Origin of the sequence: Arthrobacter sp. SPG23 (assembly GCF_000876655.1) — a bacterium.
Lineage (GTDB): Bacteria > Actinomycetota > Actinomycetes > Actinomycetales > Micrococcaceae > Arthrobacter.
In genome coordinates this window covers 141,473-164,618 of sequence record NZ_JYCN01000025.1, presented here as the reverse complement: position 1 = coordinate 164,618, position 23,146 = coordinate 141,473, and the positions used below count along the sequence as shown (strand labels likewise).

The window sequence follows — 23,146 nt, the reverse complement described above, 5'->3', positions numbered from 1 at the left end:
GGTCCTCAATGGCTAGGGGGCTGAAAGGCGGGAAGGGGCCTGCGGTCGCTGCCCCGGGCGTCCAGGGCTGCTGCCAGGAAACTGGTTGCTTCATGCTGCATCCGGGCGGTGAAAACGTGGCCGCCGGGCCAGAAACTTCCGGTGTAGGCGCCCCGGGGATGCAGGGACTCCAGTTTGCCGTGGGCGTCCCTCATGCCGGCCTCTGGAAAGAGCGGGTCCGCCAGGGCGTACTGGACCAGGAAACTGCCGGCACCGGACCTGGTGGTCAGCTCCGGCCAGTCACCGAGCTTCCAGAGCCCCGGGGTCTGCAGCAGCCAGGAATGTGCGTCCAGGTAGGCGGGCAGCAGGGACCGGAACGTGGTCATCATGCAGGTCACCACGTAGGTCCGGATCCGGGGGCTCAAGGCTGCCAGAGTCAGCGAACGGCCGCCGCCGCCGGAGAACCCGATGCAGCCCAGCCGGTCCTGGCTGACCTCCGGCAGGGCGGCCAGAACTTCCAGGGCGGCGAGGTCGTCGTGCGCCACCATTCCGGCGAGGCTGGTGCCAAGCAGTCCGGCCGCCTTGGCCACCGTATCCTCGTGGAAGCCGGCGGCGGCATTGTAGAGGTCCGCTTCGGAGGGCTCGACGCCGTCCTCCCGCCACTGCGCCTTGCGTGCGGCCAACCCCGAGGCTGTCCGCCACGGCGGATCCGCCAGGTCGAAGCGGCGGCTGCCCCAGCCGAACGTGTCATGTGCCAGGACTGCGAAGCCCTGGCGCGCCACGTCCGTCGCCAGCGCGTGCCCGTCATAATGCCCCGCGCGGGCCGCCGCAGCGGAGGGGTGGGTGCGGGGAAGTTCCACGAGCCGGTCCGCCCCGCCGAACTTGTTCCCGCCGTGGCAGTGCAGGGCAAGGACGCCAGGCAGGGGCTTGCTGCTTCCTGCCGGGCGGACCAGCCAGCCCGTCGTCCGGGGGCCGAAGCCCAGCTGCCAGCTGAGCTGGGAGGTGGTGACGCCGTCGTGCGTGTCCTCCCAGTGGACCTGCAGGTCCACCGGGACGGACGGACCCGGCACACCGAGGGCGGCGGAAAGTTCCTGTGCGGCCGGCCCGTAAGCCTGGTACCGGGGGTGCTGCCGGACCCAGCCGGGCCAGTCCTCGTAGCCGGCGATCGCGCTGGGCCGGACCGGCGGGATGGTTTCGTTCACTGGCCTGCCTACTGTTCGTTGCCGCAACCGGTCAGTACCAACGCCGGTGCCGCCGTCGCGCCGGCAACACCCATGGCAAACTTCTTGAGAGCTAACTTCATTGTCCTGCCCCTCAGTTGTTGCTACGACGGTGAGTGACCGGCGCAACAGAAAACGTTTTCTCAAAAACTAACAAAGGGCTATACAGGAGTCAAGAAACCGTTTACTTTGGTACAAAGCCGCAGTTATTCAGCACCGTCGCAAGGTGCCGGAAGAGGCTGTTGCGGGGAATCCTGCAGTACGGCCGGATCGGCCGCCAGAACAGTGCATGACCTGATCGCGCCGACGATCACCAAGACGTGGAGGGCCACGATGACCAAAGGAGACCACATGGCCGCTAAACACATTCCCAGGGCTGCGCGCCCGGCAGGCTTGCCGGTGGAAGCGCGCCCGCTGTTCCGGACGGAGTCGATGCAGTGAGCGCCATTAGCGAACTCAGCTCAATCTCCCGCCGCAAGGGCAAAGCCACCGCAGAGGAGAAGAAGGCTAACGGCCGCGACAACAAGGCCGCCTACATTTTCCTGCTGCCATGGCTGGTGGGGCTCGTGGCCATCACCATCGGCCCCATGCTGATGTCCCTGTACCTGTCCTTCACGGATTACAACCTGCTCCAGCCGCCGGAATGGACCGGCCTGGACAACTTCACCCGCATGCTCAGCGACGCCCGGCTGCACAATTCGCTGCGGGTAACGTTCACCTACGTCTTCGTTGGCGTACCGCTCCAGCTGGCCGTCGCGCTGTTGATCGCGCTGGTCCTTGACAAGGGGCTTCGCGGGCTGCCGTTCTATCGTTCGGTGTTCTACCTGCCGTCCCTGCTGGGCGGCTCAGTTGCTGTTGCCATCCTGTGGAAGCAGATCTTCGGCACCACGGGCCTGGTGAACCAGGTCCTGGCCATGTTCGGCATCCAGGGGCCCGGCTGGATCTCGGATCCCAGTACGGCCCTGGGCTCGATCATCCTGCTGCACGTCTGGACGTTCGGCGCTCCCATGATCATCTTCCTGGCCGGCCTGCGGCAGATCCCGGTCATGTACTACGAGGCGGCCAAGGTGGACGGTGCAAGTACGCTGCAGCAGTTCCGGCGGATCACCATGCCGATGCTCAGCCCCATCATCTTCTTCAACCTGGTGCTCCAGATCATCGGCTCGTTCCAGTCGTTCACCCAGGCGTTCATCGTCTCCGGCGGCAATGGCGGCCCGTCCGACTCGACCATGTTCTTCACGCTGTACCTCTACCAGAAGGGCTTCGGCCAGTTCGACATGGGCTACGCCTCGGCCATGGCCTGGTTCCTGCTGGTCATCATCGGCGTGTTCACCGCCATCAACTTCATCGCTTCTAAGTATTGGGTTTTCTATGACGACTAAGCTTGAGACGCTGCCCGCTCCGGACAAGACGCCCGGCGCCGGCAAGCCTACGAACCGCAAGCCCAAGGTGCGCGAGTCCAGGGGGACCCTGGCGTTCAGCCGGGCGCAGCGCAGCAAGGCGCTGATGAAGCACGCCATCCTGATCGTCGCCGGCGGCCTGATGATCTACCCGCTCCTGTGGATGGTTGTGTCCTCGCTGCGGCCCAACGAACTGATCTTCCGCGAGCCCGGACTGTGGCTGAACAGCCTGGAAATGGGCAACTACACCGATGGCTGGTCCGCCCTGACCCACCCGTTCGGCCACTACATGCTCAACTCGGCGATCGTGGTCCTGGGATCCATCCTGGGAAACCTGATCTCCTGCTCCATGGCGGCCTACGCCTTCGCCCGGCTGCAGTTCACCGGCAAGAAGCTGTTCTTCGGCATCATGCTCCTGACCATCATGCTGCCGTTCCACGTGATCATCGTTCCGCAGTACATCCTGTTCTCGCAGATCGGCTGGGTGAACACCTTCTGGCCGTTGATTGTGCCCAAGCTCCTGGCGACGGATGCGTTCTTCGTGTTCCTGATGGTGCAGTTCATCCGGGGCATTCCCAAGGAGCTGGATGAGGCCGCCAGGATCGACGGCGCCGGGCACCCCCGCATCTTCCTGCGGGTCATCCTGCCGCTGATGGTGCCGGCCCTGGCAACCACCACCATCTTCACGTTCATCTGGACGTGGAACGACTTCTTCGGGGCGCTCATCTACCTCACTGATCCGGACATGTTCACTGTTCCGGTGGCGTTGCGGGCTTTCGTGGACTCGCAGTCCGCCACGAGCTGGGGGTCGCTCTTCGCGATGTCCATCGTGTCCCTGCTGCCGGTGTTCCTGGTGTTCCTGTTCGGGCAGCGCTTCCTGATCAAGGGAATCGCGACGACGGGCATCAAGTAAATCCTGCAGGTTCAGCTTTGAACGGGGCGGAGGGGCGTTCGTCGCCCGTCCACCCCTTTCGTTGGACGGCCGCAAAATCAGCAGGCTACCATCTTGTATTACAAGTATCTTGCTTGTATTCTCAGTAAGAGAAAACGTTTTCTCAATGACTTTTCGAACCACCCTGTTTCCCCTTAATCGACATCAAGATCAAAGAAGATCGGAGAATCCAGTGCCGCTATTTTCCCGCCCTGCCTCAGCCGCCCGTCGTGGCGCAGCTGAGGCCACATCCGCCCGGGCCGGGCGCAGGCTCCGCCGGGCCGGCGCAGTTGCCGCAGCTGCCGCCGTCGTCCTGGCCCTTAGTGCCTGCGGCGGGGGAGCCGCCCCGCAAAGTGCCGACGGCAAGGTTGAACTCCGTTTCTCCTGGTGGGGAGGGGACAAGCGGGCGCAGCTGACGCAGGCCGCGATCGCCGCCTTCGAAGCCGAGAACCCGAACATCAAGATCAAGCCGGAGTTCGGCGACTGGAGCGGATACTGGGACAAGCTCGCCACGCAGGTTGCTGCGAACGACGCCCCGGACATCATCCAGATGGACGAGAAATACATCACGGAGTACTCCAGCCGCGGCGCCCTGCTGGACCTGTCCAAGTACGACATTGACACGTCAAAGTTTGACGAAGCCGCCCTCAACGCCGGGAAGAGCGAGGATGGACTGACGGGCATTGCCGCCGGCATCAACGCGGCAACCATCCTGGCCAACCCGGCCGTCTTCAAGGCTGCCGGCGTTGAACTTCCCGACGACAGCAAGTGGACGTGGGAAGATTTCGAGCGCATCGCGGCCGAGGTCACCGCAAAGTCCCCGAAGGGCACCTACGGGGCTGCGGCCTACGGCACGGACGAAGCTTCGCTCGGCGTATGGCTTCGACAGAACGGAAAATCGCTGTACACCAGTGACGGGAAGCTGGGCTTCGAGCCGGGCGACATCGCCGAATGGTGGGCGTTCCTGAAGGAACTCAGCGAAAAGAAGGCCGTCCCTTCGGCATCAGAGGTGGTTGAGGCCGAGGCGGCACCGCTGGACCAGAGCGGCCTGGCGACCGGCAAGAACGGGCTCGCGTTCTGGTGGTCCAACCAGCTTCCGGCGCTGGAGAAGGCCGCCGGCGGAGAGCTTCAGATCCTGCGGTTCCCGTCCAAGACCGGCACCTCCGCGGACGCCAAGCTTTGGTACAAGGCCTCGCAGTTCTGGTCAGCCTCTTCACGCACCAAGCACCCGGAGGAAACCGCCAAATTCATCAACTTCCTGGCCAACAACACCAAGGCCGGCGAAACACTCCTTGCCGACCGCGGCGTTTACCCCAACTCCGACGTCCGGGCAGCAATCGAACCCAAGCTGACCCCCGCCGACATCAAGGTGGTCAAGTTCATTGACCAGATCAAGGGCGAACTCGGCGAGGCCCCGGCGCCGCCGCCGAAGGGGGCGGGTGCCATCCAGGAAATCGTCAAGCGCTACACCTCGGAGGTTCTCTTCAACCGGCTGTCCACTGAGGAAGCCGGCAAGAAGGCGGTCGATGAAATGAAATCAGCCATCAGCAGCTAGCAGGAGCGTCAGCTTCGCCGCAGTTCCTTACAGACGTGCCCCTATCTGCCTAGTGATTCGGATAGGGGCACGTTTGTCGCCGCCCCCAGATGGCATTTGGCGGAGATGCGGGGCGCCCGCACTGCCGCCAAATGCCATCTCGGAACAGGGTCAGTCCTCCGCGATCACCGCCACGCCGCCTGCCGGAACTGTGCCGGTGAACTGCTCTCCGGACAGCAGCTCAGCCCCGGCCACGCGCACGGAGGCGTCGGCGCGTGAGTGGTTGATGGCGAAGACGAAGCTGGTGCCGTCGCCGGAGCGTCGCCGCGTCAATTCGACTCCCTGGTCCGCTTCGGCCACTGCGGAAACTTCCGAGTCGGCGAGCAGCCGGTCCACCAGTGCCTCGATGCCGTCCCGGTCCGGGAAGGTTGCGAGGTACCAGGCCGAGCCGGTTCCGACGGAGCGCCGCGTCAGGGCGGGAACGCCCTCCAGCGGGTAGTCGGTGAATGTCTGCACCGGCTCGGCCCCGGGGGCCCCCGCGGCTCCGGCCACGTGCACATGCTCGCTCCACACCGTCCCCGCTCCGCCGTCGCTGAGTTTGACCGTGGACCCGGCCAGCAGCGGGTGGAATTCCTCCACCCTGACCCCCAGCAGGTCGCGGAACGCGCCAGGGTAACCGCCGAGCCGGACGTGGTCCTGTTCGTCGACGATGCCGCTGAAATAGCTGACCAGGACTGTTGCGCCGGCGCGCGCAGCCGAGGCGATGTTCGCGGCCGCGGCGTCGGTCACGTTGTACAGGGTGCACACCAGGACCAGGTCGTACCCCTCGAGCGAGGCCGCAGGGTGCACAAAATCCGTCGAAATTCCGCGCAGGAACAGGCTCCGGTGGAAGGCGCGCATCAGGTCCAGGTACTTCACGTCCTGGCTGGGGTGGGAGTCGAGTTCGCTGGCCCACCATGCCTCGTAGTCGAACACGATGGCCACTCGCGCCTCCACCCGGGATCCCCGGACGGACGCCAGCTTCTGCAGCGCGGAGCCGAGCCCCACCACCTCCTGGAAGACCCGCGTCTCGCGCCCGCCGTGCGGCAACATGGCGGAGTGGAATTTCTCCGAGCCGGCGAAGCTCTGCCGCCACTGGAAGAACATCACGGCATCCGCTCCGCGGGCCACGTGCGCCAGGGAGTTGCGCAGCATTTCGCCGGGCATCTTGGGCTGGTTGCGGGGCTGCCAGTTCACTGCCGACGTCGAATGTTCCATCAGGATCCAGGGGTCACCGCCGGCAACGCCGCGGGTGAGGTCCGCGCTGAAGGCGAGCTCGATCTGACGCTCCGGATCGGCGGCCACGAGGTAGTGGTCGTTGGCGATGACGTCCAGGTCCTTTGCCCAGTCGAAATAGTCCATGGACTTGGTGGCGCTGGAAACCATGAGGTTGGTGGTGGCGGGCACTCCCGGAGTCACTTCCCGCAGCACCTCCAGCAGCGACCGGTAATAGTCCATTAGGCCCCAGGAATTGAAGCGTTGGAAGTCCAGCTGCTGGCCCGGATTCAGGGTGGACGGCGCCACTCCGGGCGGCAGGATTTCCTCGAACGAGGCGTAGTGCTGGGACCAGAAGGCCGTTCCCCAGGATGCGTTCAGGGCATCAATGTCCCCGTACCGCCGCTCGAGCCAGCGGCGGAAGGCGGCGGCGTCCTCGTCGCCGTAGAACTCCGAAACGTGGCAGCCGAGTTCGTTGTCCACATGCCACAGCGCCAGTGCCGGGTGGTCCTTGTACCGCTCTGCCAGCACCCGGGTGATGCCCGTTGCGTACCGCCGGTAGACGGCCGACGACGGCGTGTAGTGCCGCCGGGATCCCGGTCCCAGCACGGTTCCGTCAGCCGTGACCGGGAGGATTTCCGGGTGTTTGCGCACGAGCCATGCCGGGGGAGCAGCGGTGGCGGTGGCGAGGGCCACCTTGATGCCTGCCGCCGCCAGGTTGTCCAGGACGTCATCCAGCCAGCCAAAGTCGTAGTTGCCCTCGGACGGTTCCAGCAGGCCCCAGGAAAAGATGCCTACGCTGAGGAAGGTGACACCGGCTTCCTTCATGAGTCCGAGGTCTTCCAGCCGTGTGCTGACCGGCCACTGTTCGGGGTTGTAGTCGCCCCCGTAAGCGATGCCTTCAAGGCTGCCCCACACCGCTGGTGGAGTGGATTTTTCCTGGGATGACATGGGACTCCTTCGTCGATGCTGGTACCCGATCGTGGCATGAAAGCTGATGTTTGGAAAACGCTTGCCCAAATCTGTGAATGAGGATATTGTATCGTTTCAGAAAGCACGTGTAAGCCACGTCACTGCTCTCGTCGCAGAGAATCACAGGGAATCGCGCTTACACAACCGAGCAAGGAGGCTCTAATGATCAGCAGAAGGAATTTCCTCACCACCGTGGCGCTGGGCACCGCATCTGCCGCTGCGCTGGCGGCTTGTGGCTCCCCGGCCCCCGCCCAGACGGGTTCGGCGGCGAACCCGGTCACCATCAACTACACCTGGTGGGGCAACGATGACCGCGCCACCCGCACCCGCAAGGCCATCGCACTGTTCGAGTCCAAGAACCCGGATATCAAGGTCAACGGCAACTTCACCGACTTTGCCGGCTACTGGCAGAAGCGCGCCACCGAAGCTGCCGGCGGCGGCCTGCCTGACGTGATGCAGTGGGACCTCTCCTACCTTCGTGACTACGGCCAGCGGAACCAGCTTCTTGACCTGGGCACCGTGAAGATTGACACCTCGGGCTTCGATAAGTCGCTGCTGCCGTCCGGCCAGATTAAGGGCAAGACCTACGGCATCCCCACCAGCACCAACGCTTTTGCCGTTTACTACGATCCCGCCAAGCTCAAGTCCCTCGGGGTCTCCGAGCCCGACGGCAGCTGGACCTATGACGAATACAAGTCCTGGCTCAAGGAGGTCGGCGCCAAGGGCAACGGCACCATCTTCGGGTCCACGGACTTCACCGGCATCTGGTGGCAGTTCAACATCTGGCTCCGCCAGAACAACATCGAAGCCTTCACCGAGGACGGCAAGCTGGGCTTCAGCAAGGACGACCTAAAGACCTGGTGGAACATGGCGTCGGACCTGCGCGGGACGCCAGCCCTGGTCTCCGAGGAGCGGGCCACCCAGCTGGCCCCGAAATCCCCGTTCGGCTCCAACGTGACCGTTGCGGAAAACACCTGGGACAACTTCATGGCCGGCTACCTCGCTGACAGCGGCGCCAAGGAGCTGAAGATCGTTCCCGTTCCCTCCGACGATCCGGACAACCTGGGCCTCTTCCTCAAGCCGTCGATGCTGATGGTTGCCAGCGCCAAGACCAAGTTCAAGGACGCCTCCGCACGCTTCATCGACTTCATGATCAACGACCCCGAGGTGGGCCAGATCTTCAAGACTTCCCGCGGCGTTCCCGCCTCGAAGACCCAGCGCGACGGCACCACCTTCGAAGGCACTGACAAGATCGTGGTGGACTACGAGAAGTCAATTGAGAAGTACCTCAAGGATGCTCCCGAGCCGCCCATCGTCGGTTTCGGCACCCTGGAGGCTTCGTTCAAGCGGATCAGCTCGGACCTCAACTTCGGCAAGCTGACCGTTGACTCCGCGGCCGACGCCTGGTTCAAGGAAGCCGAAGACCTCATCAAGCAGAACGCCTGAGCAGCGTATTGTCTGCCCGGCATTCACAACTGACGGAATGAACTCGTGACCCAAAGCCCAACCCTGAGCAGGCGTTCGTCGTCGTCGTCCTCGCCCCCGCTGCCGCGCAAATCGCGGCAGCGGGGGGCGGATGCCCGCGCCGGCTACACCTTCCTGCTGCCCTGGCTGCTGGGATTCATCGCCCTCACCGTGGGCCCGATGATCTCCTCGCTCTACCTGTCCTTCACCAACTACAACCTCTTCGAACCGCCCAAATGGATCGGGCTGGACAACTACACCACCCTGTTCCAGGACGAACGGTTCCTGCAGTCGGTGGGCGTGACCCTGTCCTACGTGGTCTTCGGTACCCCGCTGAAGCTCGCCGCCGCACTGGCCGTCGCCATGCTGCTCAACAGCAAGCGCAAGGGCCAGGGGTTCTACCGCTCGGCCTTCTATGCCCCGTCCCTGATCGGCGCGTCCGTGTCCATCGCCATCGTCTGGAAGGCGATGTTCGGTGACTCCGGCCCGGTGGACCAGGGCCTGTCCTTCTTCGGCATCAACCTGGGCGGCTGGGTGGGCAACCCGTCCATGACCATGCCCATGATGATCCTGCTGACCGTCTGGCAGTTCGGTGCCCCGATGGTGATCTTCCTCGCCGGCCTCAAGCAGATCCCGGCGGACCTGTACGAAGCCGCCTCCATGGACGGTGCCGGTCCGGTCCGGAAGTTCTTCAACATCACCTGGCCCATGCTTTCCCCGGTGATCTTCTTCAACCTGCTGATGGAAACCATCCACGCCTTCCAGATCTTCGCCTCGGCCTACATCATCTCCAACGGTGAAGGCGGCCCGGCCGGCTCCACCCTCTTCTACACCCTCTACCTCTACCTGCGGGGCTTCAGCGACTTCCGGATGGGCTACGCCTCGGCGATGGCCTGGCTCCTGGTGGTCGTGGTGGGCATCATCACCCTCATCTTCTTCAAAACCTCCAAGTCCTGGGTCCACTACAGCGGTGATTCGAAATGACAACCATGGCAACACCCACCCAGCCGAAAGCCGGCGGTACCGCACCCGTTCAGGCACCCGAGTACAACCCCAAATCCGAGTCCGTGGGGGCCAAGCGGGCCAAGAGCGTCATCTTCCACATCGTGGCGCTCGCCCTCACCGCCGTCGTCCTCTACCCGGCGCTCTGGATGGTGGCCTCCTCGTTCAAGCCGAACGCCGAAATCGGCGGCACCAACACCTCCCTGTGGTCCAGCAACTTCAGCTTCGACAACTTCACCACCGCCATGGAGGGGATCGGCGGGGTGTCCACCCTGCAGTTCTTCACCAACTCGCTGGTCCTGGCCATCGGCGCCGTGGTGGGCACCATCCTGTCGGCCAGCGTTTCGGCCTATGCCTTCGCACGGATCAAGTTCCCGGGCCGCAGCGCGCTCTTCGGCATGATGATCGCCACCCTGCTGCTGCCGTTCCACGTGGTGATCATCCCGCAGTACATCATCTTCCAGCAGCTGGGCCTCGTGGACACCTACATCCCGCTGCTGATCGGAAAGTTCCTGGCCGCGGACGCGTTCTTCGTGTTCCTGATGGTCCAGTTCATGCGCAACCTCCCGGCGGAACTGGACGAGGCAGCACGCATCGACGGCGCCGGCCACGTCCGGATCTTCACTTCCATCATGCTCCCGCTGATGAAACCGGCGCTGATTTCGACGTCCATCTTCTCCTTCATCTGGAGCTGGAACGACTTCCTGGGCCCGCTGCTGTACCTGAACACCCCGGAGAAGTACCCGCTGCCGCTGGCCCTGCGCCTCTTCGTGGACCAGACCCAGAGTTCGGACTACGGCGCGATGATCGCCATGTCCGTCCTGGCTCTGCTGCCGGTGCTGATCTTCTTCCTGGTCTTCCAGCGCTACATTGTTGAAGGCGTCTCCACCCAGGGCCTCAAGGGCTGACGGAAGACTGAGATAGAAAATGAGCATCATGGACAGCACCACGCCCGCCTCAGGCCACGACGACCGGATCCCGGTAAACCGCTTCGCCCTGTTTTCCGAGACCCTGCTGGCCGGAGTGCTGGTGCTGGTGCTGTCCATTCCGCTGGTGACCATCCCCGCTGCCTATGCCGCGGGGATCGCCCACCTTGAGCGCCACCTCTCCGGCAGGGATGACTCCCTCCGTGCCCTCTGGGGCACGTTCCGCTCGGCCCTGCCGGGCAGTTGGAAGCTGGGAATCACGACGGCGGCAGCCGCCGTCGTGATTGTCCTGAACCTCCTGCTCGCGACGGTGGGGCAGCTGCCCGGCCGGGAAGTGGTTCTTCCCGCCACCCTCGTGCTCGCAGCGGCCGGCGCCATCCTGCTCCTGCGCACCGCTGCTGCATGGTCTGACGCCGCCGGCAGCACGGCTCCACGCAGTGCCTGGGCCGGGGCCCTCGATGCCGCCAAGACGCTTTCGTTCCGCGACTGGACCGGTTCCCTCCTGCTGGCCACCGCCCTCTTTGCCGCCGTTGTGTTCGTCTGGATGCTGGCCGCCCTGTTCGTGGTGGTGCCCGGCACCCTGATCCTGGCCTCGGCCGCCGTCAAGATGCGCTCGGCGCGCGCCTAGCACCACCCGCGCCGCAACACCGTCCCAGCAGGTCCACTTCACTACCGAGTTGAGCCCGACGTGTCTTCCGACCGCACCCAGTCCGCTGAGTCCCTCCAAGGCCCCGGACAGTCCTCAGAACGGCCGTTGCGCTGGTACCACCCGCTGGCGCAGCGCAACTACCGACTCTTCGTTGCCATCCAGCTCGCCGGCAGCACCGGCGTGTGGATGCAGCGCCTCGCCCAGGACTGGCTGGTCCTGCAGCTGACGGGAAGTCCCGCTGCGGTGGGCGTGGCGGTGGCGCTGCAGTTCCTGCCCATGCTGGTGGTGGGCCCGCTCAGCGGCATCCTGGTGGACCTGTTCCCGAAGCGCCGCATCCTGCTGATCTGCCAGTCCATCGCCGCCCTGCTGGCCCTAACCCTCGCGGTCCTTGACGCCCGCGGCGGCATCACCGTCTGGGCCGTGTACGCCTGCTGCGTGGCCCTGGGCATCACGTCCGCCGTCGACGGTCCGGCCCGCCAGGTGTTCGTGAACGAGGTGGTGGGGGACGCCGCACTGCGTCCCGCGATCGGGCTGAACAACGCGATCGGCCAGCTCGGGGCGATGGTGGGACCCGCCCTCGGCGGCCTGCTGATCGCCAAGGCTGGCTCCGCCGCGGCCTTCGCCGCGAACGCGGTGGTGTGCCTGGCGGTGCTGGGCCTGATCACCGCGATCCGGACGTCCCAGCTTTATGCCGGCGCACCGCCTCTCCGGGGCCGCGGGCAGGTGCTCGCGGGCTTCCGCTATGTCCGACGCCGGCCGTCCCTGCTGCTGGTCATGCTGCTGGCCGGGCTCCTCGGTGCCTTTGGCATGAACGGGCCGGTGGTGCTCGCGGCGTTCGCCGAAGACGTCTGGCACAGCGGCGCCGCTGGATTCGGGATCTTCAACACGTTCAGCGCGGCGGGCGCCCTTGCCGGCGCGCTGCTGGCGGCGCGGCTGCGGACCCTGGGCCGGCGGGGGATCGTGGTGAGTGCCGGGCTGTTCGGGCTGACCCAGCTCGTAGCCGCGCTCATGCCCACGCAGGAGCTGTTCGTGGCCATGCTGGTGCTGGTGGGCGTCATGACGCTGCTCTTCCTGACCAGTGCAGCCACCACCGTCCAGCTGGAGGCCGGCGCGGAAGTCCGCGGCCGCGTCCTGGCCCTCTACCTGCCGCTGCTGCTGGGCGGGCATGCCCTCGGCGGACTGCTGGCAGGGTGGCTCACTGAAGAGTTCGGCGTCAGGACCGGGCTGGTGGTGACCGGCGCGCTCGGCATGCTGTCCGCCGCAGTCATCGGACTGCTGCTGTGGCTGAACGCCCGACGGCGGGCCTCGGCTGCCTAAGGGCCCGCGGCTGCCTGACGGCGGCGGGCGTGGTTTCCGGCCGCAATTTGCCGTCTTTGGCCGCTAAGCGCAGGTTATTCCGGCCAAAGACGGCAAAAGGCAGGCCACTCCTTGACTGTGGCCCGGTGACGCTGCGGTTCACCTGGCGGGCTCGGATGTCCGGCAGAGGATGACCCAGAAGCTCATTGACGCGTTCGAGGCCAAGAATCCGAACATCAAGATCGAGGGTGAATACGGTGAGTGGTCCGGCTACTGGGCCAAGCTCTTCCTGGCGAACAGCGTCGAGGCCGGCGGGATTGCGCTGGCTGACCGCGGCATCCCCGGCAATACCGAGGTGCGTGATGCGATCACGCCCAAGCTGAGCGCGGCCGACGCCGCCACGGCCGCCTTCATCAATGACATTGCGGATGAGGTGGGAGACGCTCCCGTTGTGCCGCCGGCAGGGTCCAGCCCGGCCCCGGAGATCCTGACCCGATTCACCACCGAGGTCCACTTCGGCAGGGTGAGCCCGGAGGAAGCCGCGAAGAAGTCGATGGAGGAGCTCAAGAGCGCACTGGCTAGCGCGCTCGGCCGGTGCACCTCGCCAACGCGGGTTAGCGGTGATCGGCCAATGACGCAGCTTCGGCCGCGGACAGCGTGCCGTCGGCGATCCACACGGTGAAGGAACGCCGGACGGATTGTCCCGCGGCGAGGATCACCGGCCGGTCCCAGGCCAGGGCCGAGCCCACGCCGGGGTAGCCGGACAGCCGGACGAACCAGGGGTCCGGCGCCTCGACGGGGGCGGCAAATACCAGGCTGGCCGTGCCCTGCGGGAAGGTCCCCATCCAGGCCAGCCAGGGCGAGACGGAGCCATGGACGGCTGCCTCGCCCTGCCGCTCTGCCGTGAAGACTTCCGCCGCGGAACACGCGGGGAGCCGCCAGAAGAACCCTCCGTAGCCGCTTCCGGCGGCACCGTTGGAGCCGGGGCCGCCCAGCGAAGCGTCGACGACCGCGGTCAGTTCCGTTGCCAGGTCCAGCCGCCAGGTGCGGGCATCCACCCGGCTGGCGCGGGTGGTGCGGCGCTCGCGGAGCAGCTCGCCACCGTCCGGCGCCTGCCAGCTGAGTTCCTGGCGGAGGGAGTCGCCGCCCGGCAACCAGGGTTCCGCTCGGGCGGACAACTGCTCGATCCGCCCGTGGTCCGGGCGTTCCTCGTATCGTCCGGAGGCACGGGTGTAGGTCTTGCCGCCCCAGAAGTTCGTACCGTTCACATCCTGCAGGCCGATGCCGGCGCCGAGGTGCCACGGGTGGTCCGCCGGAAAGTGGTCGGTGACCGTGACGCCGCCGAGCGACCGCACCGGATGCAGGTAGGGGCGGGGCGAGAGCCGGGCCCCAATGCCGGAGCCGTTCCGCAGGGTGGCCAGTGCGGGGGCGCTGCTGCGCGCGGCGGCTGCTGGGTCGCCGTCGTGCCCGGCGTCCTGCACGGAAAGTGACAAGGCGTCCGCCACGCCGGCCGCGGGCCGGGCCCAGGGCAGGCCCAGTTCGCTGAAGGTGGCGTGCGCCGCCGTCGCGCGTTCCAGGGCGTCTTCGATGCCGAATATCACGGCGTGGGCTGAGTCGCCGTCGCCCACCCACTCCAGGTGTTGCCCGGCGATGAGGGCCGGGGCTTCGGCGGTGCGGATGGCTTCAAGCACGCGCATGAATGCGCCGCTGTCCGCGAGGGAGCTGATCAGCTTCGTGCGGCCAGGCTGACCCTGCGGGCCGCGGTGCCGCAAGTGGTCCAGAAGGTTCTCGGTGAGGTCGTCCCGGCCAAACACGTCGTGGCGTTCGCCGGCGGCAGTGCTGATGCTGAGGCGGTCTTCGGTGTAGTGGAACACCGCGGTGCCTTCGCTGCCCTGCAGGGTGACATATGGTTCCACGGATTCGGTGGCGCAGAGGGTCAGCGCGCAGGTGATGGGAAGGCCGGAGGCGGTGCGGACACGGATGGCGGAGGTGTCGTCCGATTCGATGTCGTTGGCGCGGTAGAGGTCCGTTTCCACGGAGGCGAGATCGTCCACGGTCCGCGCGCCGGCGATCCTCAAGGCGGTGGCGATGGCGTGCGCCAGCGGGTTCGTGGCCACGCCGTCCACAACGTCGACGCCGTCCAGGCTGCGCTTCCCGGCCCAGCGCGACCGCTTGTAGTACGCGCGGTCCCGTACCCAGCGGCCGGTGGCTGAGATGCCCAGGAGGGTGCCGATTTCCCCGCCGGCGAGCAGGTCCTCGATGGCCCGCAGTGCATTCGAACCGAGGCTCTGGAAGCCCACCTGGACACTCCGCCCGGCCGTCGCGGCGGCATCCTGCAGCCGGTTGAAGTCGGCCAGGGAAGCCACCGGGGGCTTTTCCAGATACAGGTCGGCATGGGGGAGGGCTGTGAGTGCCAAGGGTGCGTGCGTCTGGATGGGCGTGGCCACAATGACGACGTCGAGCCCCGGCGTTGCAGCCAGCAGGTCGTCGAGGGTGCCGAACACTGCGGTGTCGGGAGGGAGGACGCCGTCCGCCGGCGGATTCGGGTCGGCAACAGCCACGAGCGTAACGGCCCCGGCCTGCTGGAGCCTTTCCAGGTTGCGGAGGTGGTGGGTTCCGAAACCGTGGACCCCCACCAGGGCCACCCTGGCCGCGGCGGAGATCATTCCGCCTTCCGCTGCGGGGATTTCGCGTTCTTCCGGGACGGGCGCGGACACGGTGCCCATGGCTCTCCTCTTCTGTCCCCGGGACGGGGTGTCTGACGACGATGTCGGTGCGGAAACCGCGGGGGCAGGTACACCCCTGTCCGCCGCTATCAGAGTAGGCCGGTGCGGCCCGCTGAAGCTTGTGGTAAGCGCTTTCCATCTTGCTTTCGCCAACAGTCTAACCCGAGGCGGTTCATTATGTAACGATTCAAAATTCGCCTTGACCACCGCTTCAAAAGCGTCTAGATTTTCGAGAAACCGCTTACTAACGTGACGTGGACCACTATGGCCCCCGTTTCTGCAACGATGGAGATCCGAAGGGGGCTAGCTGTGCTGGCTGGAAGTTTTAGCGCCAAGGCATATTCATTCTTCGACACCCTGCTGTGGATTGCATGCCTGAACCTGCTGTGGGTGGTGTTCTCGCTTGCCGGACTGGGCGTCCTCGGAGTGGGCCCCGCCACGGCGGCGGCGCAGATCCTGGTGCGCCGCCGGGTTCGGGGCGAGGCCGCTCCGCTGCTCCGCTCGTTCGCCAGGGAATACGGCCGCAACTTCGGCCGCGGCAACGCCCTGGCGCTGCCGGTCCTGCTGGCCGGCGCGGCCCTGGCCCTGAACTGGAACTACTTCTCCCGCTCCGGCGACCTCCTGTCGCAGCTGATGGCTGCCGGCGTGTTTGTGGCCGCGATCTTCCTGGTGGCGGTGGCCTGCCACGTCTTTCCGATGTTTGCCCGCTACGACCTTCCCCTCTCGCAGTACCTCCTGATGTCCTCGCGGTTTGCCCTCCGGCACCTCGCGGGCACGGCAATCCTGCTCTTCGTGACCGCCGCCGTGCTCTTCGCCAGCCGCGCAATGCCCGGGCTTATCCCGTTCTTCAGTGTCGGAGCGTGGCTCTACGTGACCGGCTGGCTGTGCGACCGGTTCTTCGCCGCGAACGATGAGTCCATTACCGGGGCCGCCGCGGAGGCCGCCACCGTCGGCCACGCGGCAGGCGCCACGCTAGGAACCCCGGCTGTAACCGTTGGAGCCCCCGTTGCCTGAGGCGTCGGACGCCCCCGACGTGCCGGCTGGAGGGCCCTGCCCGCCGGCACACCGGCCGGAAGGGTCCGCCGTTACCGGCTGCGCCGTGGCTGCGGCCATGAATGAAACGTATCAATATTGCGCCGCTGCCCTCCCCGCCAACTGACCTGCACCAACTGACCTGCAACTCACCCCGAACCCCGGAACCAAACCCCGAAGAAGTGGAAAAGGAAAACACCATGATCCGTAGAAAACTCAGCCTGGCGGCCGCCGTCGTGACCGCCGCCGCACTGACCCTCACGGCTTGCAGCGGGGGTGAAGCGCCGGCTGCGGATTCCTCGAAGATCAGCATCATGGCGCCGTTCCTGGAGGCGCAGCCGCCGTCCGCCGACGGCGCCGTGCAGAAGAAGCTCGAGGAGCTCACCGGCAAGGACGTGAACATCACGTGGGCGCCCAACGCCTCCTACGAAGACAAGATGAACATCACGCTGGCCTCGTCCGAGATCCCCCAGGTCATGGTGGTGCAGGGCAAGTCGCCCGGCTTCGTCAAGAACGCCGAGGCCGGCGCTTTCTGGGACCTCACCGACAAGCTGGATCAGTACCCCAACCTGAAAACCACCTTCCCGGAAGTGCAGAACAACGCCAGCGTCAACGGCAAGGTCTACGGCGTCTTCCGTGCACGCGGACCGATGCGCGCGGCCGTGATGTTCCGCCAGGACTGGCTGGACAAGCTGGGACTGAAGGCGCCGGAAACCACCGAGGACCTGTACAAGGTGGCCAAGGCCTTCACCGAGCAGGACCCGGACGGCAACGGCCAGAACGACACCTGGGGCATCACCATTCCCAAGTGGGGCGCCCTGGGCTCCAGCAGCCCCTACGACATCATCGAGGAGTGGTACGGCGCCGGTAACCGCTGGACCGAAAAGGACGGCAAGCTGGTTCCGAGCTTCGAAACCGAGGAGTTCCTGGAAGCCAACCGCTTCGTCAAGAAGATGGTGGACGAGAAGCTCATCAACCCGGACTTCGCCACTTTCGACGGCACCAAGTGGAACGAGCCGTTCTTCAACGGCAAGGGCGGCATCATTGTGGACGTCGATTCCCGGGTCAGCGTGCTGATCAACCTGTTCAAGCAGGCCAACCCGAACGACTTCCAGAACAAAGTGGGCTTCGTGGGCAACCTCAAGGGCCCGGACGGCGAACTGCACGCCCACCCGACGGATGGCTATTCCGGGTTCCTGGCCGTCCCCAAGACCAGCGTCCGCACCGAGGCTGGCCTGAAGAACGTCCTGGAATTCCTGAACACGATGAACGGCAAGGACGCGGCCACACTCCTGAACAACGGCATCGAGGGCGTGAACTTCACCGTGGAGGACGGCAAGGCCGCCACCATCAAGCCCGAAACCCCTGAAGGCAAGGCCGTGTCCACGGACATCAAGAGCTACGCGCAGCTTGGCACCAACGTCACCGGCAACAACTTCTACCCCGTCAAGCAGGCCTCGGAATATGAGCAGAAAGTCTTCGACAAGCGGGTTGAGGTCATGGCCCAGGACCTGAAGAGCGCCGTCTACAACCCGGCCGCGGCTTTCGTTTCGCCCACCTATGTTGCCAAGGGCGCGCAGCTGGACAACATCGTGGCCGACGCCCGGATCAAGTACCTGGCCGGCCAGATCGATGAGCAGGGCCTGAAGGATGCCATCAAGCTGTGGAAGACCAGCGGCGGCGACAAGGTCCAGGAAGAGATCAATAAGCTGTGGCAGGACAGCAAGTGACAACGTCCACCGTTGACGTCAAAACCCCGGAGCAGGCGCCGCCACCAGTGCCTGCCCCGGGGCGGCGACGCCGCTTCGCCGTCCACTTCGCCCACTACAAGTGGCTCTATCTCCTGCTGCTGCCGGGCGTCATCTACTTTGCGGTGTTCCGGTACGCCCCCATGTACGGCGTCAGCATTGCCTTCAAGGATTACGTCCCGTTCCTGGGCGTCAACGCCAGCCCGTGGGTGGGCTTCCAGCACTTCGAGGACTTCTTCTCCAACCCGGATTTCGGCCGGCTGCTGGGCAATACCCTGATCCTCGCGTTCCTCAACCTGGGGATCGCCTTCCCGCTGACCATCGTCATGGCGCTGCTGCTGAATGAGGTCCGGCTGTCCATCCTGAAGCGCACGGTCCAGACGCTCGTGTACATCCCGCACTTCCTGTCCTGGACCATCGTGGCGTCGCTGAGCTTCCTGCTGTTCGCCCTTGATTTCGGGCCGCTGTTCCTGTTCATCAACTCCGTGCTGGGCACCAACATCGACTTCCTGTCCGACCCCGCCTGGTTCCGGCCGCTCATTGTGCTGCAGGAAATCTGGAAGAACACCGGCTGGGGAACCATCATTTTCCTGGCCGCGCTGGCCACCGTGGACCAGGACCAGTACGAGGCCGCCATCATCGACGGCGCCGGCAGGTTCCGCCGGGTCTGGCACATTACGCTTCCGGGCATCCGGTCCACCATCATCGTGATGCTCATCCTGGCTATAGGGCAGATGCTGAACACCGGATTCGAACAGATCTACCTGATGACCAACGCCCTTAACCGCAGCGTGGCCGACGTCTTTGACACCTACGTCTACTTCGTGGGCATCACCCAGGGCGCGTACTCCTACTCAACCGCCGTAGGCCTGTTCAAGTCCCTGGTGGGCATCGTGCTGATCTTCGGCACCAACGCCCTGGCCAAGCGATTCAACCAGAGCGGACTGTTCTAATGAAGATCCATAACACCCGCGGCGGCCGGATCTTTGACGCCGCCAACTACGTCTTCCTGGTGCTGATCGGCGTCCTGACGCTGCTGCCCTTCATTTACGTGTTCGCCGGCTCCTTCGCCACCGAAGCGGAAATTACCCGCCGTGCCTTCTTCGTCTGGCCGGAGCAGTTCAGCCTGGGCTCCTACGAGTACATCTTCTCCACCGCGGCCTTCATCCGCGCGCTGGTCACCACGGTGCTGGTCACCGCAGTGGGAACGGTGGTGCAGCTGATCCTGACCGTCACCATGGCCTACCCGCTGGCCAAGCGGAACCTCCGCGGCCGCCAGCTGATCCTGTCCCTGGTGGTCTTCGCCATGGTGTTCTCCGGCGGCATGATCCCCACGTTCCTGCTGATCAAGGACCTCGGCCTGCTCAACAGCTACTGGGCGCTGATCCTGCCGGCTGCGATCAACCCGTTTAGCCTGATCATCATCAAGAACTTCTTCCAGGAGCTCCCCGCCGAGCTGGAAGAGTCCGCCAAGATGGACGGCGCCACGGAAATCGGGATCCTGTGGCGGATCCTGCTCCCGCTTTCCAAACCGGTGCTGGCCACGTTTGCGCTGTTCTACGCCGTGGGCATCTGGAACGACTTCATGTCGCCGCTGCTGTACCTGAGCGACAACTCCAAATGGACCCTGCAGATGTACCTGCGCCAGGTCACTGCCTCGTCCGACCTCCTCGGCACCGGCAACGTTGACCCGAACTACATCCCGCCGGAACAGGGCATCAAGTTCGCCGTGATCGTGGTGGCCACGCTGCCCATCCTGATCTTCTACCCGTTCCTGCAGAAGCACTTCGCCAAGGGCATGCTCATCGGGTCGGTGAAGGGCTAGCTGCCTGGAACGCCCTGTTTCCCGCAAGTCCCAACAGAAAGCACAGCATGAAAATCCTGCTCGCCGGAGATTCCACGGTGGCCAACTGTCCCACCCACGAGTACCCCATGAGCGGCTGGGGCGCGCAGCTGCCCCCGCACGTTTACACCTGGGCTGCCGTGCATAACTTCGCCAAGGGCGGGGCCAGCACGGAGTCCTTCCGCGAGGAGGGGCTGTGGGGGCAGCTCCTGGAAACCGCCGGGCCGGGCGATCTGGTGCTCATCCAGTTCGGCCACAACGACCAGAAACGCCCTCACCTTGCCGCCAGGACCGGGTACGCCGCGAACCTGCGCCGCATGGTGGCGGACGTCCGGACCCTCGGTGCGGTGCCGGTGCTCTGCACGTCGGTGGAGCGCCGGCACTTCCTGCCCGGAACCGTCGAGGACAGCTTGGAAGAAAGCCTGGAGGACTATCCCGAAGTGGTCCGCGAGATCGCGCTCGAGCTGCACCTCGCCGTCGTGGACCTCAACGCCTGGACCCGCGCGCTGTATACGAAGCTGGGCGTTGCGGAGTCGGAATCGCTGTTCTGCCATTTCGGTCCCGGCGAGCACGCCCACTGGCCGGACGGGCTGGCGGACAATACGCACTTTTCCCGTCGCGGTGCGTCGTTGGTCGCCGAGGAGGTTGCCGGCCGGCTTGCGCTGCTTGGCTTCGGCGGGGATGCCCTGCCGGACTCCCGGAAAGGCACGACGGCGGGGCTCTCGACGGCGGGAAGGGGCTAGGTGGGCGGGCCACTGCTGAGTCAAGAGACGTTCAGCACGGAACTGCTGTACGGCAACCCGCTTGCCGGGCCGGCCGACGTGGCCGGCTGGGTGGCGGAAGGACCCCTGAGCCTGGGCGCCCGCGACGGCGGGCTCGAGCTGTCGGGGGCCCTGAATGATGACGAGTTCGGGGACCACGCGCACTGGACGTTCTGGTGCCCCGTGGAGTTCCCGGACGGCATCCGGATCAGCTGGGAGTTCCTGCCCCTCGCGGAACCGGGCCTGGCCATGGTGTTCTTCGCGGCAACCGGCCACGCCGGCCGGGACCTGTTTTCGGCGGACCTCGCACCGCGCACCGGTTACTACCCGCAGTACCACTCGGGGGACATCGATGCCCTCCATGTCTCCTACTTCCGGCACAAGTACGACGCCGAACGGGCCTTCCGGACCTGCAACCTCAGGAAGAGCGCCGGGTTTGAACTGGTGGCCCAGGGCGCGGACCCGCTGCCGCCCGCGGAGGACGCCCGGGATTTCTACCGCATGGAACTCGTGAAGGATGGCCCGCGCGTGGCGTTCTCCATCAACGGGCTGCCCCTTTTCGAGTGGACGGACACCTCGGACAAGGTGCTGGGCGGAGGCTATCTCGGCTTCCGGCAGATGGCACCGCTGCGTGCCGCCTACCGGAACCTCACGGTCGAGAAGATCTAGCCCCTCACCCCGCGGTAGCGGCTGCTTCTTCGGAACTGCCCGATCGTGTTTCCGCGGAAGAACCCTCGGGGCCGGCGGTGCTTTGGCGCACCACCAGTTCCGGGGTGAAAATCACGGCCCGGTGCCTGGGCTTGTCCGAATCCAGTTCCTCCGCCAGCAGCTCGATGGCCGTCCGGCCCAGCGCTTCCGTGGGCTGCCGGATGGAGGACAGCGGCACCACGGCGGACACGGCAAAGTCGATGTCGTCGTAGCCGATCAGGGCGATGTCCTCCGGAATCCGCAGGGTGTGCAGCATGGTGAGGGACTGCATCACGCCGAGGGCCAGCAGGTCGTTGGCGCAAAACACCCCGTCCGGAAGTTCCCCGGCGGCGCGGCGGACCAGCTGATCGCCCACGCCCCGGCCGGCCAGGACCGTCTGCCCGGCCGAATCCAGTATTTCCAGTGACGCGTCCGGAACCTCGGCGACGGCGCGTTGCGCCCCCTGGAGGCGGTCCTCCACCTGGCGTATCGACGTCGGGCCTCCCACGAAAGCCAGCCGACGGCGGCCGGTGTCCAGCAGGTGCCGCGCCGCGAGGTAACCGCCGGCGTCGTCGTCTACGGACACGGAGCTGTACTTCGCCTCGTCAGCCAGCCTGTCCACGAGCACGGTGGGCACGCCGCGCTCACGCAGCTGGTCGAGGCGTTCGGTGACATCGCCTACCGGCGAGATCAGCAGGCCCTGGACCCGCTGCTCCTGGAAGAGGTCGATATAGTTCGACTCGCGGCCCGCATCGTGCCCGCTGTCCCCGAGCAGCACCGCACTTCCCTGCAGGGCGGCGGCATCCTCGGCGGCGCGGACCACGGAGGTGAAGAAGGGGTTGCCCACGTCCAGCACAATCAGGCCGATGGTGCGGCTGTGTCCGGCCCGGAGTTGCCGGGCGGCGTCGTTGCGGACGAAGCCGAGTTCGTCGATGGCCTGCAGGACACGGTCCTTGGTCCGCTGGGAAACCCTGTCCGGGTAGTTCAGGACATTGGACACCGTTCCCACCGCCACGCGGGCATGGTTGGCAACATCCTTGATGCTGGCTGACCGTGACATGTTTCTCCAAGCTCTCTCTTGCGGGGCGGCGTGTGCAACCGCTGGATCACCCCCCCGGGTCAATTGTCCTTGCCCGGCCGCGTTCCGTGACGAGCGAAACGGCATATGGCCGGATAAAGGGCTTTCCATCCACTGACAATTGCTTGACACCTACTCGACTTCAAGAGTACTTTGAATCGTAACAATGAAACGATTCAAAGAATCGGAAATTCAGGAGAGTCGTAGATGAGGGTGTGTTTTCGCTCCTCAGTCCAGCCCGGACTGATCGATGAGTACAGGCGCCGGCACGCCGCCGTCTGGCCGGAGATGCTCCGTGCGCTGAAGGATGCAGGCTGGCACAACTACTCCCTCTTCCTGGATGCGGACGGGCTGCTGGTTGGCTACGTGGAATGCGACGACTTCGACGCCGTCAGGGCGCGGATGGCGCTCACCAAAGTCAACGCCCGCTGGCAGGCGGAGATGGCAACGCTCTTCGAGGACACCGAGCAGCCCCCAGACACAGGATTTGTGGCGCTCGCGGAAATCTTCAACCTGGAAGACCAGCTGGCAACGGCCAATGCCGCGGACCAGGAAGCGTCAGAGCCGCGATCGCTGGCCAACGAACATCAGTGATTTGCGGGACGCACCGAACAGATGCCGCCGACGCGGGAGCCGGCGGACAG

The 23,146-nt window shown here is 65.4% G+C and carries 20 protein-coding genes; 16 read left to right on the top strand and 4 right to left on the bottom strand.

The window, feature by feature from the left end:
• Positions 1–5: 5 nt before the first annotated feature.
• Complete coding sequence (locus tag TV39_RS16815; protein WP_043483691.1) at positions 6–1,181, bottom strand: acetylxylan esterase; 1,176 nt, start codon at positions 1,179–1,181, stop codon at positions 6–8.
• 455 nt (positions 1,182–1,636) lie between these two features.
• Here TV39_RS16815 and TV39_RS16810 point away from each other — a divergent pair, with 455 nt between their 5' ends.
• The 3 genes from TV39_RS16810 (at position 1,637) to TV39_RS16800 (ending at position 5,085) form a co-directional block, all read left to right on the top strand.
• A complete protein-coding gene (locus tag TV39_RS16810) occupies positions 1,637–2,581 on the top strand; it encodes a carbohydrate ABC transporter permease (RefSeq protein WP_043483689.1) in 945 nt (314 codons plus the stop codon).
• Positions 2,571–3,512, top strand: a complete 942-nt coding sequence (locus TV39_RS16805) for a carbohydrate ABC transporter permease (RefSeq protein WP_043483687.1) — start codon at positions 2,571–2,573, stop codon at positions 3,510–3,512. The genes TV39_RS16810 and TV39_RS16805 overlap by 11 nt, the downstream gene beginning before the upstream one ends.
• A gap of 211 nt (positions 3,513–3,723) precedes the next feature.
• Entirely contained in the window at positions 3,724–5,085 is a 1,362-nt protein-coding gene (locus TV39_RS16800) for an ABC transporter substrate-binding protein (RefSeq protein ID WP_043483684.1), read from the top strand.
• A gap of 150 nt (positions 5,086–5,235) precedes the next feature.
• On the opposite strand, the gene TV39_RS16795 is transcribed toward TV39_RS16800, so the two are convergent.
• Complete coding sequence (locus tag TV39_RS16795; protein WP_043483680.1) at positions 5,236–7,269, bottom strand: beta-galactosidase; 2,034 nt, start codon at positions 7,267–7,269, stop codon at positions 5,236–5,238.
• Between the two features lie 183 nt (positions 7,270–7,452).
• Between TV39_RS16795 and TV39_RS16790 the strand changes: the two genes are divergently transcribed.
• From TV39_RS16790 to TV39_RS16765, 6 genes are all read left to right on the top strand, one after another.
• Entirely contained in the window at positions 7,453–8,736 is a 1,284-nt protein-coding gene (locus tag TV39_RS16790; protein WP_043483677.1) for an ABC transporter substrate-binding protein, read from the top strand.
• 45 nt (positions 8,737–8,781) lie between these two features.
• Positions 8,782–9,738 (top strand): carbohydrate ABC transporter permease, encoded by a 957-nt coding sequence (locus TV39_RS16785; RefSeq protein ID WP_043483674.1) that lies wholly within the window; start codon positions 8,782–8,784, stop codon positions 9,736–9,738.
• Complete coding sequence (locus TV39_RS16780; RefSeq protein WP_043483671.1) at positions 9,735–10,664, top strand: carbohydrate ABC transporter permease; 930 nt, start codon at positions 9,735–9,737, stop codon at positions 10,662–10,664. Before TV39_RS16785 ends, TV39_RS16780 begins: the two co-directional genes overlap by 4 nt.
• 19 nt (positions 10,665–10,683) lie before the next feature.
• Positions 10,684–11,310, top strand: a complete 627-nt coding sequence (locus TV39_RS16775; RefSeq protein WP_043483668.1) for a hypothetical protein — start codon at positions 10,684–10,686, stop codon at positions 11,308–11,310.
• Positions 11,311–11,370: 60 nt separating this feature from the next.
• Positions 11,371–12,648 (top strand): MFS transporter, encoded by a 1,278-nt coding sequence (locus TV39_RS16770; protein WP_082049829.1) that lies wholly within the window; start codon positions 11,371–11,373, stop codon positions 12,646–12,648.
• Between the two features lie 169 nt (positions 12,649–12,817).
• Positions 12,818–13,309: a hypothetical protein gene (locus tag TV39_RS16765; RefSeq protein ID WP_043483662.1), complete on the top strand. Its 492-nt coding sequence runs from the start codon at positions 12,818–12,820 to the stop codon at positions 13,307–13,309.
• On the opposite strand, the gene TV39_RS16760 is transcribed toward TV39_RS16765, so the two are convergent.
• Positions 13,242–15,353, bottom strand: coding sequence for a DUF6807 family protein (locus TV39_RS16760; RefSeq protein ID WP_082049827.1), 2,112 nt, complete (start codon positions 15,351–15,353; stop codon positions 13,242–13,244). The two genes, TV39_RS16765 and TV39_RS16760, sit on opposite strands and share 68 nt — an antisense overlap.
• Positions 15,354–15,662: 309 nt before the next feature.
• Between TV39_RS16760 and TV39_RS16755 the strand changes: the two genes are divergently transcribed.
• From TV39_RS16755 to TV39_RS16730, 6 genes are all read left to right on the top strand, one after another.
• Positions 15,663–16,367, top strand: a complete 705-nt coding sequence (locus tag TV39_RS16755) for a YesL family protein (protein WP_043483660.1) — start codon at positions 15,663–15,665, stop codon at positions 16,365–16,367.
• A gap of 218 nt (positions 16,368–16,585) precedes the next feature.
• The gene (locus TV39_RS16750) at positions 16,586–18,115 is read left to right on the top strand and encodes an extracellular solute-binding protein (RefSeq protein ID WP_043483925.1); all 1,530 of its coding nucleotides are present in this window, start codon (positions 16,586–16,588) and stop codon (positions 18,113–18,115) included.
• Entirely contained in the window at positions 18,112–19,086 is a 975-nt protein-coding gene (locus TV39_RS16745) for an ABC transporter permease (RefSeq protein ID WP_144406448.1), read from the top strand. Before TV39_RS16750 ends, TV39_RS16745 begins: the two co-directional genes overlap by 4 nt.
• The gene (locus tag TV39_RS16740) at positions 19,086–19,958 is read left to right on the top strand and encodes a carbohydrate ABC transporter permease (RefSeq protein WP_043483657.1); all 873 of its coding nucleotides are present in this window, start codon (positions 19,086–19,088) and stop codon (positions 19,956–19,958) included. Before TV39_RS16745 ends, TV39_RS16740 begins: the two co-directional genes overlap by 1 nt.
• A gap of 47 nt (positions 19,959–20,005) precedes the next feature.
• Complete coding sequence (locus tag TV39_RS16735) at positions 20,006–20,719, top strand: rhamnogalacturonan acetylesterase (RefSeq protein WP_043483655.1); 714 nt, start codon at positions 20,006–20,008, stop codon at positions 20,717–20,719.
• Entirely contained in the window at positions 20,720–21,406 is a 687-nt protein-coding gene (locus TV39_RS16730; RefSeq protein ID WP_235347425.1) for a DUF1961 family protein, read from the top strand. It begins immediately after the preceding gene.
• A 4-nt stretch (positions 21,407–21,410) separates the two neighbouring features.
• Here TV39_RS16730 and TV39_RS16725 read toward each other — a convergent pair whose 3' ends face one another.
• Positions 21,411–22,484, bottom strand: coding sequence for a LacI family DNA-binding transcriptional regulator (locus tag TV39_RS16725; protein WP_043483652.1), 1,074 nt, complete (start codon positions 22,482–22,484; stop codon positions 21,411–21,413).
• Positions 22,485–22,709: 225 nt separating this feature from the next.
• Here TV39_RS16725 and TV39_RS16720 point away from each other — a divergent pair, with 225 nt between their 5' ends.
• Complete coding sequence (locus tag TV39_RS16720; protein WP_043483650.1) at positions 22,710–23,096, top strand: L-rhamnose mutarotase; 387 nt, start codon at positions 22,710–22,712, stop codon at positions 23,094–23,096.
• The last annotated feature ends 50 nt before the right edge of the window (positions 23,097–23,146 follow it).

Coding starts and splice junctions, on each gene's coding strand:
- TV39_RS16805 (WP_043483687.1), top strand. CDS start 2,571: ATGACGACTAAGCTTGAGACGCTGCCCGCTCCGGACAAGACGCCCGGC.
- TV39_RS16795 (WP_043483680.1), bottom strand. CDS start 7,269: ATGTCATCCCAGGAAAAATCCACTCCACCAGCGGTGTGGGGCAGCCTT.
- TV39_RS16790 (WP_043483677.1), top strand. CDS start 7,453: ATGATCAGCAGAAGGAATTTCCTCACCACCGTGGCGCTGGGCACCGCA.
- TV39_RS16780 (WP_043483671.1), top strand. CDS start 9,735: ATGACAACCATGGCAACACCCACCCAGCCGAAAGCCGGCGGTACCGCA.
- TV39_RS16775 (WP_043483668.1), top strand. CDS start 10,684: ATGAGCATCATGGACAGCACCACGCCCGCCTCAGGCCACGACGACCGG.
- TV39_RS16765 (WP_043483662.1), top strand. CDS start 12,818: ATGACCCAGAAGCTCATTGACGCGTTCGAGGCCAAGAATCCGAACATC.
- TV39_RS16760 (WP_082049827.1), bottom strand. CDS start 15,353: ATGGGCACCGTGTCCGCGCCCGTCCCGGAAGAACGCGAAATCCCCGCA.
- TV39_RS16750 (WP_043483925.1), top strand. CDS start 16,586: ATGATCCGTAGAAAACTCAGCCTGGCGGCCGCCGTCGTGACCGCCGCC.
- TV39_RS16740 (WP_043483657.1), top strand. CDS start 19,086: ATGAAGATCCATAACACCCGCGGCGGCCGGATCTTTGACGCCGCCAAC.
- TV39_RS16735 (WP_043483655.1), top strand. CDS start 20,006: ATGAAAATCCTGCTCGCCGGAGATTCCACGGTGGCCAACTGTCCCACC.
- TV39_RS16725 (WP_043483652.1), bottom strand. CDS start 22,484: ATGTCACGGTCAGCCAGCATCAAGGATGTTGCCAACCATGCCCGCGTG.
- TV39_RS16720 (WP_043483650.1), top strand. CDS start 22,710: ATGAGGGTGTGTTTTCGCTCCTCAGTCCAGCCCGGACTGATCGATGAG.